The organism is Ensifer sp., from assembly GCF_031989085.1.
Lineage (GTDB): Bacteria > Pseudomonadota > Alphaproteobacteria > Rhizobiales > Rhizobiaceae > Ensifer.
In genome coordinates this window covers 348,448-364,485 of record NZ_DALZXU010000003.1, presented here as the reverse complement: position 1 = coordinate 364,485, position 16,038 = coordinate 348,448, and the positions used below count along the sequence as shown (strand labels likewise).

The 16,038-nt window shown below is 65.1% G+C and carries 17 protein-coding genes; 12 read left to right on the top strand and 5 right to left on the bottom strand.

Features of this window, described 5'->3' with window-relative positions; genetic code table 11:
• The first annotated feature begins 49 nt into the window (after positions 1-49).
• Genes RTP54_RS18770 through RTP54_RS18760 form a run of 3 tightly spaced genes read left to right on the top strand, consistent with a single transcriptional unit; the run spans position 50 to position 1,381 of the window.
• Positions 50-364 (top strand): ArsR/SmtB family transcription factor, encoded by a 315-nt coding sequence (locus tag RTP54_RS18770; protein WP_112832901.1) that lies wholly within the window; start codon positions 50-52, stop codon positions 362-364.
• Positions 361-723 carry a hypothetical protein gene (locus RTP54_RS18765; RefSeq protein WP_312364969.1) on the top strand — a complete coding sequence of 121 codons (363 nt, stop codon included), beginning with the start codon at positions 361-363 and terminating at the stop codon, positions 721-723. The genes RTP54_RS18770 and RTP54_RS18765 overlap by 4 nt, the downstream gene beginning before the upstream one ends.
• Before the next feature lie 46 nt (positions 724-769).
• Entirely contained in the window at positions 770-1,381 is a 612-nt protein-coding gene (locus tag RTP54_RS18760) for an ATP-dependent Clp protease proteolytic subunit (RefSeq protein ID WP_112832903.1), read from the top strand.
• Between the two features lie 98 nt (positions 1,382-1,479).
• Here RTP54_RS18760 and RTP54_RS18755 read toward each other — a convergent pair whose 3' ends face one another.
• Complete coding sequence (locus RTP54_RS18755) at positions 1,480-2,517, bottom strand: Ldh family oxidoreductase (protein ID WP_112832904.1); 1,038 nt, start codon at positions 2,515-2,517, stop codon at positions 1,480-1,482.
• Positions 2,518-2,660: 143 nt separating this feature from the next.
• On the opposite strand from RTP54_RS18755, the gene RTP54_RS18750 reads away from it, so the two are divergent.
• From RTP54_RS18750 to RTP54_RS18715, 8 genes are all read left to right on the top strand, one after another.
• Positions 2,661-4,178 (top strand): aldehyde dehydrogenase (NADP(+)), encoded by a 1,518-nt coding sequence (locus RTP54_RS18750; protein WP_112832905.1) that lies wholly within the window; start codon positions 2,661-2,663, stop codon positions 4,176-4,178.
• A gap of 182 nt (positions 4,179-4,360) precedes the next feature.
• Complete coding sequence (locus RTP54_RS18745) at positions 4,361-5,167, top strand: transporter substrate-binding domain-containing protein (protein WP_053247699.1); 807 nt, start codon at positions 4,361-4,363, stop codon at positions 5,165-5,167.
• 179 nt (positions 5,168-5,346) lie between these two features.
• The gene (locus RTP54_RS18740; RefSeq protein ID WP_112806377.1) at positions 5,347-6,012 is read left to right on the top strand and encodes an amino acid ABC transporter permease; all 666 of its coding nucleotides are present in this window, start codon (positions 5,347-5,349) and stop codon (positions 6,010-6,012) included.
• A gap of 13 nt (positions 6,013-6,025) precedes the next feature.
• Positions 6,026-6,679, top strand: coding sequence for an amino acid ABC transporter permease (locus tag RTP54_RS18735; RefSeq protein WP_112805925.1), 654 nt, complete (start codon positions 6,026-6,028; stop codon positions 6,677-6,679).
• Positions 6,672-7,394 carry an amino acid ABC transporter ATP-binding protein gene (locus tag RTP54_RS18730; RefSeq protein WP_112805927.1) on the top strand — a complete coding sequence of 241 codons (723 nt, stop codon included), beginning with the start codon at positions 6,672-6,674 and terminating at the stop codon, positions 7,392-7,394. Before RTP54_RS18735 ends, RTP54_RS18730 begins: the two co-directional genes overlap by 8 nt.
• 7 nt (positions 7,395-7,401) lie before the next feature.
• Positions 7,402-8,658 (top strand): FAD-binding oxidoreductase, encoded by a 1,257-nt coding sequence (locus RTP54_RS18725; protein WP_312364957.1) that lies wholly within the window; start codon positions 7,402-7,404, stop codon positions 8,656-8,658.
• Between the two features lie 14 nt (positions 8,659-8,672).
• Positions 8,673-9,674: a 4-hydroxyproline epimerase gene (locus RTP54_RS18720; protein ID WP_312364955.1), complete on the top strand. Its 1,002-nt coding sequence runs from the start codon at positions 8,673-8,675 to the stop codon at positions 9,672-9,674.
• Positions 9,671-11,374 carry an aconitase X gene (locus RTP54_RS18715; RefSeq protein ID WP_312364953.1) on the top strand — a complete coding sequence of 568 codons (1,704 nt, stop codon included), beginning with the start codon at positions 9,671-9,673 and terminating at the stop codon, positions 11,372-11,374. The genes RTP54_RS18720 and RTP54_RS18715 overlap by 4 nt, the downstream gene beginning before the upstream one ends.
• Before the next feature lie 72 nt (positions 11,375-11,446).
• Here RTP54_RS18715 and RTP54_RS18710 read toward each other — a convergent pair whose 3' ends face one another.
• Entirely contained in the window at positions 11,447-11,815 is a 369-nt protein-coding gene (locus RTP54_RS18710; protein WP_312364951.1) for a hypothetical protein, read from the bottom strand.
• A gap of 293 nt (positions 11,816-12,108) precedes the next feature.
• Here RTP54_RS18710 and RTP54_RS18705 point away from each other — a divergent pair, with 293 nt between their 5' ends.
• Positions 12,109-12,339, top strand: a complete 231-nt coding sequence (locus RTP54_RS18705; RefSeq protein WP_312364949.1) for a hypothetical protein — start codon at positions 12,109-12,111, stop codon at positions 12,337-12,339.
• A gap of 103 nt (positions 12,340-12,442) precedes the next feature.
• On the opposite strand, the gene RTP54_RS18700 is transcribed toward RTP54_RS18705, so the two are convergent.
• From RTP54_RS18700 to RTP54_RS18690, 3 genes are read right to left on the bottom strand one after another with little or no spacing between them, the layout of a single operon-like run.
• Complete coding sequence (locus RTP54_RS18700) at positions 12,443-14,413, bottom strand: iron ABC transporter permease (protein ID WP_312364947.1); 1,971 nt, start codon at positions 14,411-14,413, stop codon at positions 12,443-12,445.
• The gene (locus RTP54_RS18695; protein WP_312364945.1) at positions 14,413-15,270 is read right to left on the bottom strand and encodes an ABC transporter ATP-binding protein; all 858 of its coding nucleotides are present in this window, start codon (positions 15,268-15,270) and stop codon (positions 14,413-14,415) included. Before RTP54_RS18695 ends, RTP54_RS18700 begins: the two co-directional genes overlap by 1 nt.
• Positions 15,267-16,013 (bottom strand): helix-turn-helix domain-containing protein, encoded by a 747-nt coding sequence (locus tag RTP54_RS18690; RefSeq protein ID WP_312364943.1) that lies wholly within the window; start codon positions 16,011-16,013, stop codon positions 15,267-15,269. The genes RTP54_RS18695 and RTP54_RS18690 overlap by 4 nt, the downstream gene beginning before the upstream one ends.
• Between the last annotated feature and the right edge of the window lie 25 nt (positions 16,014-16,038).

The following is a 16,038-nucleotide window of genomic DNA, read 5'->3' as shown; positions in this document are numbered from 1 at the left end:
AAACATCGAAAGGCTTGCGAATCACATAAGTCCGTGCTTATGTGATGGCATGACCGAGAACGATATTTTCCGAGCCCTGGCCGACCCGACCCGCCGAGCGATCTTCGAGAAGCTGGCGACGCGCAGCATGAACGCCAGCGCCTTGCGTGAAGGCATCGCGATTAGCCAACCGGCAATGTCACAACACCTCACTGTCTTGCGCAACGCCGGGCTTGTCAGGGAAGAGAGGCAGGGGCGGTTCGTGAACTACCAGGTCGATCCGGAGGGCCTCGCTCTCATCGCACAATGGTTCGCCAAATACCGCGCGTACTGGCCGACACGCGTTGACGCTCTCAAGGCCCTGCTGAAGGATATGGACCAATGATCAACGGACACATCGAGGGCCAGCACAATGTCATCGAACTCGATTTTGAGGTCGATGAACCGCCTCACAAGGTCTGGCGAGCCATCAGCGTCCCGGCGTTTCGGGAACATTGGCTGCCAAAGGACGCGTTGACCGACCCGCAGGCGATCACCATCACTCCCGGACAGGAGGTCCGCTACAGGCTGCGTGACGATGCTCCGCCATTCCTTGAAAGCACGGTGACATTCTCGATCGCTCCGAACGAAACCGGCGGAACTTGCCTTCGGATTGTCCACGAGTTGACGGATGTGCGGATCGACCGGCTGACCAGGGATCCCGCCAACAACAACAACGATCCGGCGATGATGTCGGCCGCCTGACGCAGGCAAGCCTTCCCCGATATATCCAGAAGACAGGAGTTCGCCGATGCGCGACGCGATGCAACTCGTCCCGATGGTCGTTGAGCAATCCAGTAGAGGGGAGCGGTCATTCGACATCTACTCCCGCCTGCTGCGCGAACGGATCATCTTCCTCAATGGTGAGGTGAACGATGACGTTTCCGCTCTCGTGTGCGCGCAATTGCTGTTTCTCGAAGCCGAGAATCCGAAGAAGCCGATCAATCTCTACATCAATTCGCCGGGAGGTGTCGTGACCAGTGGCTTTGCCATGTACGACACCATGCGCTTCATCCGCGCACCCGTGCACACGCTTTGCATGGGAACGGCCCGCTCCATGGGCTCGTTCCTACTGATGGCTGGCCAACCTGGCGAAAGGGTCGCGCTGCCCAATGCCAGTATCCTGGTCCACCAGCCCTCTGGCGGCTTTCAAGGGCAGGCGTCGGACATGCTGATTCACGCCGAGGAAATCCTGAAAACCAAACAGCGGATGACACGCCTATACGCGCAGCATTGCGGCCGTTCCTACGAAGAGTTTGAAATGGCAATGGACCGCGACCGCTTCATGACGGCGCAAGAGGCGGTGGAATGGGGTCTCGTCGACCGCATCTTGCAGGATCGCGAAGATGCGGCGGAGCTATGATGCGAGGCGCCCGCAACGTTCTTGTTGCGGGCGTCTGCGACGGATATCGGCCTGAATGCGCGGCGGTGAGGAGCGATGCCCTCACCGCAGTCAGGATGTCAAGCGACGGCGTCGAGCCCGAGCGCGAGCAGCCGGTCGAGCTGCTCCATCTCCGCCTTGTTGAGAACGATGCCCTCGGCTTGCGATTTGGCGCGCGCCACGAAACGGCGCTGCGAAGGAAGGCGAGCGCCCTGGCCGACGATCGCCTCGAACAGCACCTCGGCACGATCGAAGGGATTGCCCGGCCGTCCGGCCGCGAACTTCTCCGGCGAGAAGGCGATGATGAGTTCGCCGTGGAACGGGGCCAGTGTGGTGGTTCCGAGATAGTCGAGCACTTCAGGGCTCGTCAGGTCGCCGATCATGATGCCGGCGAGAAGCTCGACCATGGTGCCGATCGCCGAACCCTTGTGGCCGCCGAAGGGCAGCATCGCGCCGGCGAGCGCCGCGTCCGGATCGGTGGTCGGATTGCCCTCGGCGTCGATCGCCCAGCCTTCCGGCAACTGCTTGCCGGCGCGCCGGTGCAGCTCGATCTCGCCGCGTGCCGCAACCGAGGTCGCGAAGTCGAAGACGTAGGGCGGCTTGTCCTGGCGCGGCCAACCGAAGGCGAAGGGGTTGGTTCCGAGCAGCGGCTTGTTGCCGCCGGTCGGCGCCACGGTCGCATAGCTCGGGCACATGACGAGGCCGGCAAGCCCCTCGCCCGTCAGGCCTTCGACTTCCGGCCAGAGAGCGGAGAAATGGGTGCAGTCGTTGATGACGAGTGCGGCAATGCCGAGCGTGCGGGCGCGCTCGGCCAGAACCGGCAGGCCGAGCTCGAAGGCCGGATTGGCAAAACCACCCCTGGCATCGACCTTGACGATCGCCGATCCTTCCTGCGCCGAGAGTTCGGGCACAGCATCCGGCTTGACCTTGCCGGCCTTGACGGTGCGCAGCGCGCCTTCGATGCGGTAAATGCCATGCGACTTGCAGGCATCGCGTTCGCCGGCGACAATCACCCGGGCCAGCGCGCCGGCCTGGACGGCATTGAGCCCGCCCTTGCGGAAGATCGCCTCGACCCGCTCCTGAACTGCGGCGATCGTCAGGGTGGTGGTCTCACTCATCTTGTACCTTTCTGACTGCGTATGACCCTTTGCGGGCGGTTGAAGTTCTGCATACATAGAGTATACAAAGATCCGACAAGTGCAATTCGGCTGGGCGCTATTCATGCCGAAAGACACCGGTGTTCTCAAGAAAGGATCCGCAGATGGTCTTCACCCCCAAAGGAAAACATCTCGTTGCCGGCGAATGGCTTGATGGCCAAGGCACCTTCGCCTCGACGCCGGCCCATGGCCCGTCGCATGATTTCGCCGTCGGCACCGTCGAGCTGGTAAACCGCGCCTGCGAAGCGGCGGAAGAAGCGTTCCTGAGCTACGGCTACGCCTCGCGGGCGGAACGTGCCGCCTTCCTACGTGCCATCGCCGACGAGATCGAGGCCCGCGCCGAAGCGATCACCGAAATCGGCAGCCAGGAAACCGGCTTGCCGGAAGCCCGCCTTCAGGGCGAGCGCGGCCGCACCACCGGCCAGCTCCGGCTGTTTGCCGATCACATCGAAAAGGGCGAATATCTCGACCGCCGCTTCGATGCCGCCCTGCCGGAGCGCCAGCCGGCGCCGCGGCCTGAAATCCGCCTGATCCAGCGGCCGATCGGCCCGGTCGCAGTCTTCGGCGCGTCCAACTTCCCGCTGGCTTTCTCGACCGCCGGCGGCGATACCGCCGCAGCACTTGCGGCCGGCTGCCCTGTTGTGGTCAAGGGCCATTCGGCTCATCCCGGCACCGGCGAGATCGTCGCCCAGGCTGTCGAAGCCGCAATCCGCAAGACCGGCGTGCATCCCGGCGTCTTCTCGCTTATCCAGGGCGGCAACCGCCAGGTTGGTGAGGCGCTCGTCCAGCATCCACTGATCAAGGCGGTCGGCTTCACCGGCTCGCTCGCCGGCGGCCGTGCGCTCTTCAATCTCTGCGCCGCCCGTCCCGAGCCAATCCCGTTCTTCGGCGAACTCGGTTCGGTCAACCCGATGTTCCTTTTGCCGGAAGCCATGAAGGCGCGCGCCGAAACGCTCGGTCAGGGCTGGGCCGGTTCGCTGACCATGGGTGCCGGCCAGTTCTGCACCAATCCCGGCATCGCCGTGGTGATCGAAGGCACTGACGCCGACCGCTTCACCGCCGCCGCCGTCGAGGCGCTCGGCAAGGTTGCGCCGCAGACCATGCTGACCGACGGCATCGCCAAGGCCTATCGCGACGGCCAGGAGCGCTTCACCACGCGCAACAGCGTCAAGCCGCTCCTCGAAACCGCCTCGACCGACCGCAAGGCGTCGCCCAACCTGTTCGAGACCACCGGCAGCCAGTTCCTGGCCGACCATGCGCTCGGCGAAGAGGTCTTCGGCCCGCTCGGCCTCGTCGTGCGGGTGAACTCCAAGGACGAGATGGAACAGCTCGCTCGCGGCCTCCAGGGGCAGCTGACGGTCACGGTCCACATGGACGAAGGCGACATCGAGGCGGCCCGCCGCCTGCGACCGATCCTTGAGCGCAAGGCCGGCCGCCTGCTGGTCAACGGCTTCCCGACCGGCGTCGAAGTGGTCGATTCCATGGTGCATGGCGGGCCCTACCCGGCCTCGACGAACTTCGGCGCGACCAGCGTCGGCACCCTGTCGATCCGCCGTTTCCTGCGTCCGGTTTCCTACCAGAACCTGCCGGAAGCCCTGCTGCCGGACGATTTCCTGAACTAAGCCACGACTGATCGCTGCGCGGGGACCCCATTTGACGAAACAAATGGGATCCCCGCGGGCGTTTCGCGATATCTTGATATACTTTTTGTATACTGTTTGTATTTTTGAGTTGATTTACGCGCTCTAACACGGGATATTAGCCTTGCCGTCAAACGGCACACCAAATTCAGGGAGAGAGAATAATGAAGACCTCGGTCCTAGCCTTCGGCCTCGTTGCCGCTACCGCATTGACCAGCCCGGCCCATGCCGACAAGCTGGATGACATCATCGGCTCCGGCACGCTGCGCTGCGCAGTGGTTCTCGACTTCCCGCCGATGGGTTCTCGCGACGAGAACAACAACCCGATCGGTTTCGATGTCGATTACTGCAACGACCTGGCAAAGGCGCTTGGCGTCACGGCCGAGATCGTCGAGACCCCCTTCCCGGAACGCATTCCCGCGCTGATGTCCGGCCGCGTCGACGTCGGCGTTGCCTCGACCTCCGACACGCTCGAGCGCGCCAAGACCGTTGGCATGACGGTTCCCTACTTCGCCTTCGAGATGGCCGTAACCGCCAACGACAAGACCGGCATCAAGTCGTTCGAAGACATGAAGGGCAAGGTTGTCGGCGCAACCGCCGGTACCTTCGAAGCGATTGCGCTTGAAAAGCAGGTCAAGGAATGGGGTGCGGGCGAGTTCCGTCCCTACCAGACCCAGGCCGACGTCTTCCTCGCTCTCAGCCAGGGCCAGATCGACGCCACCGTATCGACGTCGACGGTCGCCCAGGCCAACGTCAAGACCGGCAAGTTCGCCGGCATCTCCGTCGTCGGCAAGGCCCCGTTCGACACCGACTACGTGGCCCTCTTCACCAACCGCGAAGAATACGGCCTCATCAACTACCTCAACCTGTTCATCAACCAGCAGGTCCGCACCGGCCGCTATGCCGAGCTCTACGAAAAGTGGGTCGGCGGCGAGCTGCCGTCGCTGGCGGTAAACGGCGTCTACCGCTAAGCTGTCCGTTTCTCTGGTGGCGCGAGGCAAACGCCTCGCGCCACCATACCAAGATGCGTTGATATTGACTGATTGCGTGCGCCCGCCAGGCGGTCCACCCGCGAGGCCCGGGGCGCCGACGCAATCGGCCAATGTCAGCGCATATTGGTATCGCCCATTTTTCAAAAGGTGAGACGGCGATGTTCAATTACACCTTCCACTGGAACCAGGCGCTGAAAGCATTGCCGCAAATGCTTGACGGCGCGCTGGTCACGCTGCAGATCGCGCTTTTGTCGATGCTGATCGGCGTGATCTGCGCGCTCGCTTTGACCGGCTTCCGCCTGTCCGGCAACCGCGTCCTCAACGGCTTTGCCACCACCTGGGTCGAGATCGCGCGCAACACGCCGGCACTGTTCCAGATCTACATGGCCCATTTCGGCCTCGGCAATTTCGGCATCCATCTGAGCCCCTACACAGCCTTGCTCGTCGGCATCGCGTTCAACAACGCTGGCTATCTGGCGGAAAACTTCCGCGGCGCCCTGAAGGCGATACCGGATACCCAGACCCGCGCCGGCCGCTCGCTCGGCATGACGGCGGTGCAGGCCTTCCGCTACATCGTTCTGCCGCAAATGCTGCGCATCGCCTTCCTGCCGACCACCAACCAGATGGTCTGGGCAATCCTGATGACCTCGCTCGGCGTCACCGTCGGCATGAACACCGACCTTGCCGGTGTGACGCAGGAACTGAACGCCCGGTCCTTCCGCACCTTCGAATTCTTCGCGCTGGCCGCGGTGATCTATTACATCATCGCCAAGGCCGTAACCCTGGCTGCCCGAGCACTCGCCTCGCGCATGTTCCGCTACTAGAGAGAGGCGAGAGATGTTCAATACCGCCCTCACCTGGAGTGATCTGGCCTTCCTGGCACAAGGTGCGGCGATGACGCTTGCCGTCACCGCCGTCTCGGTGACCGCCGGCACGCTGCTCGGCATCCTCTTCGGGGTAATCCGCGTTCAGGCCGGCCCTTACTGGTCGGCGCCGCTGACCTTCGTGCTCGACGTGTTTCGCTCCGTTCCGCTCCTCATCCAGCTGGTGCTCGCCAACGCCTTCCAGTCCATTGCGAAACTGGGCTGGGCTCCGTTCACCACCTCCTGCGTCGTGCTGTCGCTGTACACGGCGGCCTATTGCACCGAGATCGTGCGCGGCGGCATCACCTCGGTGCCGGCAACCACGCGGCGGGCAGCGCGCTCGCTCGGCATGACCTGGTGGCAGGACATGCGTTACATCGTGACGCCGCTCGCCACCCGCGTTTCGCTTCCGTCCTGGATCGGCCTGACGCTCGGCGTCATGAAGGATTCCGCACTCGTGCTCTGGCTCGGCCTTATCGAGCTTCTGCGCGCCTCGCAGATCCTCGTCACCCGTCTGCAGGAACCGCTTTTCATTCTCCTGATCTGCGGTGCAGTCTACTTCCTCATCAGCTTCCCCATCGCCCGGCTTGGTGGGTATCTCGAAAAACGGTGGTCCCCCAATGATTGAGATCGAAAACGTCCGCAAATCCTTCGGCACGCTGGAAGTTCTGAAAGGGATCGACCTGACCGTGCAGAAGGGCGAAGTCGTCACCGTCATCGGCGGCTCCGGCTCGGGAAAATCGACGCTGCTCACCTGCATCAACGGCCTCGAGCCGATCGATTCCGGCCGCATCAAGGTCGACGGCACCGAGGTCCACGCCAAGAGCACCGATCTCAACAAGCTGCGCAGCAAGGTCGGGATCGTCTTCCAGCAATGGAACGCCTTTCCGCACCTGACCGTGGTCGAAAATGTCATGCTGGCGCCGCGCAAGGTGCTGGGCCTCTCCAAGCAGGCGGCCGAGGAAATCGCCGTCAAGCAGCTGACGCATGTCGGTCTGGGCGAGAAGCTCGGGGTTTACCCCAACCGCATGTCGGGTGGCCAGCAACAGCGCATGGCGATTGCCCGCGCGCTTGCCATGTCGCCGGAATACATGCTGTTCGACGAAGTGACCTCGGCGCTCGACCCGCAGCTCGTCGGCGAAGTGCTCGATACGCTGCGCATGCTCGCCTCCGAAGGCATGACGATGATCTGCGTCACGCACGAGATGAAGTTCGCCCGCGAGGTCTCCGACCGGGTGGCCTTCTTCCACAAGGGCGTGATGGCCGAGATCGCCCCGCCCGAAGCGCTGTTCGGCGCGCCGAAGGACCCGGAACTGCAAAAGTTCCTGGCAGCGACCCACTGAGCCGATCATGAACAGTGCAGCTCAGCCTGACGTCATCGTCATCGTCATCGGCGCCGGCGTCGTCGGCCTTTCCGCGGCCATCGCCGCCCAGGCACGGGGGCTTTCGGTCACCGTGCTCGACCGCGAGGGCCCGGCAGCCGGAGCCTCGGCAGGCAATGCCGGGGCCTTCGCCTTCACCGACATCCTTCCGCTCGCCTCGCCCGGCATCCTGAAGAAGGCGCCGAAGTGGCTGCTCGACCCGCTCGGGCCCCTGAGCGTTCCGCCGGCCTACGCCGCGCAGATCGCGCCCTGGATGTTCCGCTTCTGGCGCGCCTGCTCGCCGAAACGCGTGGCGCATTCGACCGCCGCCCAGACGGCTATGATGGACCTTTCCAAAGCCGAGCTGGAACCGTTTCTCTCGGCGAGCGGCACGCTGCCGATGCTGCGCAAGGAAGGCAATCTTCAGGTCTACGAAAGCGAGAGCGAATTCAAGGCTTCGCTGCCCGGATGGCAGGCCCGCGCCGACCATGGCGTCGAGTTCCGCCACATGGCGGCCGCCGAGATGGCGGCGATCCAGCCGGGCCTTGCTCCCCGCTTCACCCATGGCACATTCACGCCGGGCTGGTTTTCGATCGCCGATCCCAAGCTCTATACCCTGGCGCTTGCCGACCATTTCCGCTCCAGAGGCGGCGTGATCGAGCGCGCCGAGGCGACAGCGCTTGCACCTATCGACGGTGGCGTCGAAATCCGGGCAACGAACGGCAGCACGCGGCGGGCAGCCCAGGTGGTTCTCGCAGCCGGCGCCTTCTCGCACCGCATCGCCAGGACGCTCGGCGAAAACATCCCGCTCGAAACCGAGCGCGGATACAACACCACGCTGCCATCGGGTGCCTTCGATCTGCGCACGCAGGTCACCTTCGGCGGCCACGGCTTCGTCGTCACCCGCCTGTCGACCGGCATCCGCGTCGGCGGCGCCGTCGAACTTGGCGGCTTGTCGCTGCCCCCGAACTACCGCCGCTCCGAGGCCATGCTGCAGAAGGCGCGAACCTTCCTGCCGGGTCTCAAGCCCGAGGGCGGCGTGCAGTGGATGGGCTTCCGCCCGTCGCTGCCCGACAGCCTTCCGGCCATCGGCCACGCCCGCGCCACGTCGCGGGTCGTCTATGCGTTCGGTCACGGCCATCTCGGCTTGACCCAATCGGCGGGCACCGCCCGGCTGGTCGCGGATCTCCTGACCAGCCAGACGCCCGCGATCGACATCACCCCCTTCTCGCCGCAACGGTTCTGACAGAGGTTTCGACCATGGCCACCTATACGTTTTCCTGCATCGACGGGCACACCTGCGGCAATCCCGTCCGCCTCGTCTCCGGCGGCGGTCCTCGTCTCGAGGGCGCCAACATGCTGGAAAAGCGCGCCCATTTCCTCCGGGAATTCGACTGGATCCGCACCGGCCTGATGTTCGAGCCACGCGGCCATGACATGATGTCCGGCTCGATCCTCTATCCGCCGACGCGCCCGGACTGTGACGTTGCGGTCCTGTTCATCGAGACCTCCGGCTGCCTGCCGATGTGCGGCCACGGCACCATCGGCACGATTACCATGGCGATCGAGAACGGCCTGATCACCCCGCGCGAACCCGGCAAGCTGTCGATCGACGCGCCGGCCGGCAAGGTCGATATCAGCTACCGCCAGGAGGGCCGTTTCGTCGAGGAAGTGCGCCTGACCAACGTTCCCGGCTTCCTCTACGCCGAAGGCCTGACCGCTGAAGTCGAAGGTCTGGGTGAGATCGTCGTCGACGTCGCCTATGGCGGCAATTTCTACGCCATCGTCGAGCCGCAGAAGAATTTCCGCGACATGGCCGACCACACGGCTGGCGAAATGATCGGCTGGAGCCCGAAACTGCGCGCAGCACTCAACGCGAAATACGAGTTCGTCCATCCCGAGCATCCCGAGATCAAGGGCCTCAGCCACATCCAGTGGACCGGCAAGCCGACGCAGGCCGAGGCCCATGCCCGCAACGCCGTGTTCTACGGCGAAAAGGCAATCGACCGTTCGCCCTGCGGCACCGGCACCTCGGCGCGCATGGCCCAGCTTGCCGCCAAGGGCAAGCTGAAGGTCGGCGACGAATTCGTGCATGAATCGATCATCGGCTCGCTGTTCAAGGGCCGGGTCGAGGCCGCGACCAAGGTCGCCGACCGCGATGCCATCATCCCCTCGATTGCCGGATGGGCACGCATGACCGGCATCAACACGATCTTCATCGACGACCGCGACCCCTTCGCACACGGCTTCGTCGTCAAATGACAAATCCGATCGCCGCTCACAGCATCCTCGGCGGCACCGCCGAGGGACAAATCGTCGCCGCACCGGAAGCGCTGAGCTTCTGGGGAGGCGTCGACCCGGCCACCGGAGCGGTGATCGATGTTCACCACCCGCTGCACGGGGTCTGTCTCACCGGCAGCATCCTGATGATGCCGTCGAGCCGGGGCTCGTGCACCGGCTCGGGCGTGCTGCTCGATCTGGCGCTCACCGGCCGCGCGCCGGCAGCCCTCATCTTTTCTGAAGCGGAGGACGTCCTGACGCTCGGCGCGCTGATCGCCGCCGAAATGTTCGGCAAGCCACTGCCGGTGCTGAGGCTCTCGCACGATGCTTTCACAGCACTTGCCAAGGCAGGATCTGCGCGCATCACCGAGACCGCAATCGAGGCCGACGGCCTGACGATCGATATTCAGCCGCTTGCAGTCGCAGCCCTCGACCTTGATGACGCTGATCGGGCCATGCTGGACGGCCGCGATGGCGTCGCGGTCGAGGCGGCCATGCGCATCATCTGCGCCATGGCGGCACAACAGGGTGCCACCAGCCTCGTCAGCGTTACCCAGGGACATATCGACGGCTGTATCTATGCGAGCCCCGCCAACCTGACCTTTGCCGAAAAGATGGCAGACATGGGCGCGCGCGTCCGGCTGCCGACGACGATGAACGCCATTTCCGTCGACCGGGCCAACTGGCAGGCGCAAGGCGTGCCATCCTCTTTCGGCGATCCGGCCGCCCGTCTCGCCGACGCCTATGTGCGCATGGGTTGCCGCCCGACATTTACCTGTTCGCCCTACCTGCTCGACAGCGCGCCGCGGGCGGGTGAAGCAATCGCCTGGGCGGAATCCAATGCCGTCATCTATGCCAACACCGTCCTCGGCGCCCGCACCGCAAAACATCCCGACTTCCTCGATCTCTGCATCGCGCTGACCGGTCGCGCGCCGCTGTCAGGCGTCTACCTCGACGAACACCGCAAGGCTCGCCGTGTCATCGACGTGCACCTGCCTGATGCAGTTGACGACGCGTTCTGGCCACTGGTCGGCTACCTTGCCGGCCATGCAGCACCCGATCGCATCCCGCTTCTGCGCGGTCTTGCCGCCGCAAAGCCTTCCGCCGACGACCTGAAGGCGCTCTGCGCCGCCTTCGGCACCACGTCGGCAGCGCCGATGCTGCATATCGAGGGCGTCACGCCCGAGGCCGAAGGGGCCGCCGCTGCCGACGCCGATGCCGCGACGATCACACGCGCGGATATGGCGGTGGCCTGGACGGTGCTCAACGGTGGACCGGAGGACGTGGACCTCGTCGCGATCGGCAGTCCCCATGCCTCGCTTGCCGAATGCAGGGCACTGGCCACGTCCCTCGGTGGTCGCCCGCGACACGGACATGTCGCCGTCATCGTCACCGCCGGCCGCGACGTCATTGCCAGCGCCCGCGCCGAAGGGGTTCTCGCAGCCCTCGAGGCGAGCGGCGTTCAGGTGCTGCCCGACCTCTGTTGGTGCTCGATTTCGGAGCCGGTATTCCCGTCGCGGACCCGGGCGTTGATGACCAATTCCGGCAAGTATGCCCATTATGGCCCGGGCCTGTCCGGCCGCGCCGTTCGCCTGGGCAACCTTGCGGATTGCGTGACGGCAGCGTTGACGGGCCGTGCGCCTGCGCGCCTGCCCGACTGGCTCTCCTCAGTCGGCAAGTAACGGCCAGCGGATCGCTGGCCGTAAATCTCGCGCAGAATTTCATCGAGCCGGACCGCTGAAATCTGGAACGGTCTAAGCGTCGGGTGCGCGATCCACCAAGGTCTGGAACAGCACGTTTGCAGCCTCCTGGGGGCTCGAAGCCGCAAACCAGACGGGATCGGTCATCAGGACCACGGCACGGTCACGCCGCGCGGAAGGCCCCGAGACTTCGCCTTCGTAGACGCCGCAGGCGCGGCCCTGTTTTCGATTGAATGCGATTTCAAGAACGCCCGAGGGCCGGGCATCCGGCGTATCGAAGATCTGCAGGACGTAGCCTCGAAACCCGGCTCGGCCGCCGTTCGCATCGATTTCATCGAGCATGGCGGGGTTGAGCTCCGTCTGCCCAACGGGAATGGGCCGTGTCCAGAATGGCCCTTCGACGCGTCTGTCCGTGCTCGGCATCTCATTCACCCTCGGCACCTCGGAGGGAGTGAGCTTAGCACCGGATCGGCCCGGGTTCAGCCCATTCAAAATAGAATGCGTCTCGCCATGATGACATGCTGGGTTGCAGCGCAACGCCTTCCAAGGCAGGATCCGGCCAGCAGCCAAACAACACCACTGCGAGTGAACTGGCACCAGACCTTTGGCGCGACACCTCGGCTGCACCGACCGCCAAAGGCGGCAAAAGACGCGTCACAAGCGCGATGCATGCCCATGTCATCATACCGTCGGCTCAGCGAAACAAGGATGGAACAATGCGCAGATTGCTCAGCGGACTGTCAGCCATAGCGGTCCTGATCGCGACGATCGGCATCGCCGACCCCAGTGCAGCGCAGAACCGGCCGCAGGATCGCTCAATGCGCAATGCCGACGCCTCGGCCAAATCAACCGCGTCTGCGGCGCGGAAAAAGCCCGCCGCTGTCGTTGTGAACAAGCCCCCGCCCCGAAATGGCGCCTATTACAAGGGTATCTTCCGGGACCAGTGACGCCGGTTGGCAGGCCGCCCGCAGGCTCGTTTTTAACGCTGAACAGCAGGGCCCTCCCGGGCGCTTCGTCGCTGAAGCCAAGGGCGCGTGCGGGCCCGCCGCCTCAGGCGCGGCGGCGATGCAGCAGCAGGGCGAAGACCGGGGCGCCGACCAGCGCGGTCACGATGCCGGCCGGCAGCTCGCGCGGCGCGATGATGCTGCGCCCGACCATGTCGGCGACGACGACGAGGATGGCGCCGATCGCCATCGCAACCGGCAGCACCCGCGCATGTTTTGGGCCGGCGAGCAGCCGTGCGCCATGCGGCGCGAGCAGACCGACGAAACCGATGGCGCCGATGGACGAGACGGCACCGGCGATGAAGGTGGCGGCAAGGGCGGCCACGGCAAACCGGGCCCTGCCGGTCTCAAGCCCCAGCGCGCGCGCGGTGTCGTCACCGAGAACCAGGACATCCAGCCGCGAGCAGAACGACACCGCCGCCACGAACAGGAAGGCGACCCAGGGCATGAGCGCTGAAACGTCGTCCATGCCGCGCGCATGGGTGGAGCCGGCGAGCCAGGACAGAGCCTCGGTCGTCTGCAGGCGGGCTTCGACGACGACGATGGTGCTGCAGGCGGCGAGGCTCGCGGCCAGGGCAATGCCGTAGAGCACCAACCTCTCCGGTGTCCGGTGCACGCCGAAACAGAAGAGGCCAACGAGCGCGACAAAGGCGCCTGCGGCCGTCACGAGCTGAAAGCCGAGCGAGCCCGGCGACAACCCGCCAAGCAGGGCCAGAAGACTGAACAGGGCGGCCCCTTGCGCCAGACCCAGGGTTTCCGGACCACAGAGGGGATTGCGCGTGGCGGCCTGAAGAAAGACGCCGGCGCCGGCCAGAAGCATGCCGGCACCCATCGCCACCAGCAGGCGGGGGACGCGCAGGTCGAAAACCGCCGCCAGTTGCGGCAGTGTCGTCGCGATGCCGTCACCGACGGCGAGCGAAGAGGCAATGGTGAGCGCGCCAACTGACAACAGCACGGCAAGAAGGATGCCCGTCGGCGCCCGCGACCCCGTCGAAAGCGGCCGTGGCCGCTTCTCCCCGCCGATACGGGCAAAGCGCAACAGCACCAGCATTGCCGGCGCACCGAGGCAGGCGACGATCGCGCCAGTCGGGATCGCCGCGCCTTCGGCGCTTAACCACTGGGCCATGACATCGGCTGAGAGAACAGCGACCGCGCCCCAGAGCGCCGCGAGTGGAATGACGTGGCGATGCCGGGTGATGCCGATCCCGCGCACCAGATTGGGGACGGCAAGACCGACGAAACCGATGGGACCACCGAGCGTCACCGCCGATCCGGCCAGAACCACGCTGACGCCGAGGGCAAGCATCGTCACCGTTCGCGTGACGCCAAGACCCCTGGCCGAATCCTCGCCGAGCCCGAGGAGATCCAGCGACCGCGCCATGACGCCGACGACGACAAGCCCGGCAAAGAACGCCGGCCCGACGGTTACGACCTTCATCCAGCCGGTCTGATCGAGGATGCCGGCCGACCAGAGAACGATGCCGGAGGCACGATCGTCGGCCATCAGCACGATCGCCGACGATATCGCCGCAAAGGACAGCGAAACGGCAATGCCCGCAAGCGCCAGACGCACCGGCGGCGCTCGCAGCCCGCCACCGAGCATCAGGCAGGCGAGACCGCCCAACAGGCCGCCGAACACGGTCGCCGCAAGGCCCGGCACGTAGAACGGCAGAAGCAGCGTCGCGATAACCAGCGCAAGCTGTGCCCCGGTCGTGACCGCCAGGATATCGGGTGCGGCAAGCGGATTGCGCAGCACCGTCTGCATGACGGCGCCGGCAACGGCGAGGCATAGGCCGACCAGGATCGCCGCCACGAGCCTCGGTGCCCTGACGGTCTCGATGATCGCCTGCGCCAGCGTTTCCGGACGCAAGGGTGCGGCGACGATATCGCTCCAGGCAACGAGACTGCCGCCCTGCTTCAGCGCCAGGATCGAAAGCAGGACCAGGAGCACCAGACCCAAAGAGAACAACAGTCTCGGCGAGACTGCCGTCGATACCGGCGTCGTTGCACTGCGCACTATCGCTGGTCTCCGGCGCGGTCGCGATCATCGCCAACCCAGTCGATCAGGCAGAAGGGGCGGCCGGTATGGGGATGCGGGATCACATCGACCTTGCAGCCGAAGGCATGGCTGAGGCTCTGCGGCGTGAAGATGTCGGCCGGCGCCCCCGTCGACAGCACCCGTCCCTTCTTCATCAGGATGACGTCATCGGCGAATTCGATCACCTGATTGAGATCATGCAGCACCGCGATGATCGTCAGCCCGTCCTGACGGTTGAGCCGGCGCAGCAATGTCAAAAGCTCCGCCTGGTGGCGCACGTCGAGGAAGCTTGTCGGCTCGTCGAGAAACAGGATCCGCGGCTCCTGCGCCAGCGCCATCGCCACCCAGGCGCGCTGGCGTTCGCCGCCGGAAAGCGAGGCGAGCTGCCGCTGGCGCATGTCCTTGAGATCGACGGCGTCGATCGCCCGCTCGATTGCCTCGCGGTCGTTGGCTCTCAGCCCTGTCAGCCACGGCCGGTGCGGATAGCGGCCCTGCTCGACCAGTTCCTCGACGTTCAGCCCCGCCGGTGTTTCGGGGTTCTGCCCGAGCACGGCGACCTGCGTTGCGATCTGGCGTCGGCTGAGACCTGCAAGCCGCTGGCCGGCCAGGCGAATGTCACCGCTGTCGGGCGCCTCGAGCCCTGACAGGCATTTCAGCAGCGTGCTCTTGCCTGAACCGTTGGCGCCGCAGATGGCGGTAATGCGACCGGGGCTGATGGCAACGGACGCGCGGTCGACCGCGGGCACGCCGTTGAAGACGACGCTGACATCCGTGGCCTCGATCATCGCCGGCTGCATGTTCGCGGCGTGTTGCGGCGCCTTCGCCGTGATGCTCACGACAGCACCTCGCGCAGGGCGTTGCGCAGCGCCGAAACGGAGCGATAACCGACATCGGCCGCCGCCTCTTCCAGCCTCGCGCCTTCGGCGCGGCGGCGCATGACATGGGCAATGCGCAAACGCCGGCGCCACTCGGCGAAGCTCATGCCGGTCTGCGTCCTGAACTTGCGCGTCATCGTGCGCCGGCTCATGCCCAGCATGTCCGACCAGCTGTCGATATCGAGATCGATGGACGGCTTGTCGGAGAGATCGGTGCAGAGTTTCTGCAGGCGCTTGTCCTGCGGCATCGGCAGGGCGAAGGGGCCCTCTTCGGCGCGCGTGATCTCCTGCAGGATCAAGGCGACCAGATGCCCGCCCCTACCCTGCTCATCATAGAGCACAGGCTCTTCGAGCAGGGCCGCAACGGTCGCCGACAGCAGAGGAGACGTCGGAATGACGCGGACCGGATCCCAGCCGAGCGCGGGATCGGTCACGGGCTCGATATAGAGGGACTGCATGCGCACCCGACCGTGGCTGGTGACGGCATGCGGCAGGTTCGGCGCGATCAGCAAGCCGTGCCCGCTCGGCACGATGAACGAGGCATCGAGCGTGCGCGCGGTCATGAACCCTTCGACGCTCTGCAGCAATTGCCCGCGTCGATGGCTATGCCAGCCGAAATCGACGCTCGTCTCGTAGAGGCGCGTCATCGCCGCAACGGGCCGCGGAACCGTCTGAAGATCGATGGCTTGCTGCGGGCGCTTCACTTCGTCCTCATTGATTGCTATCTGC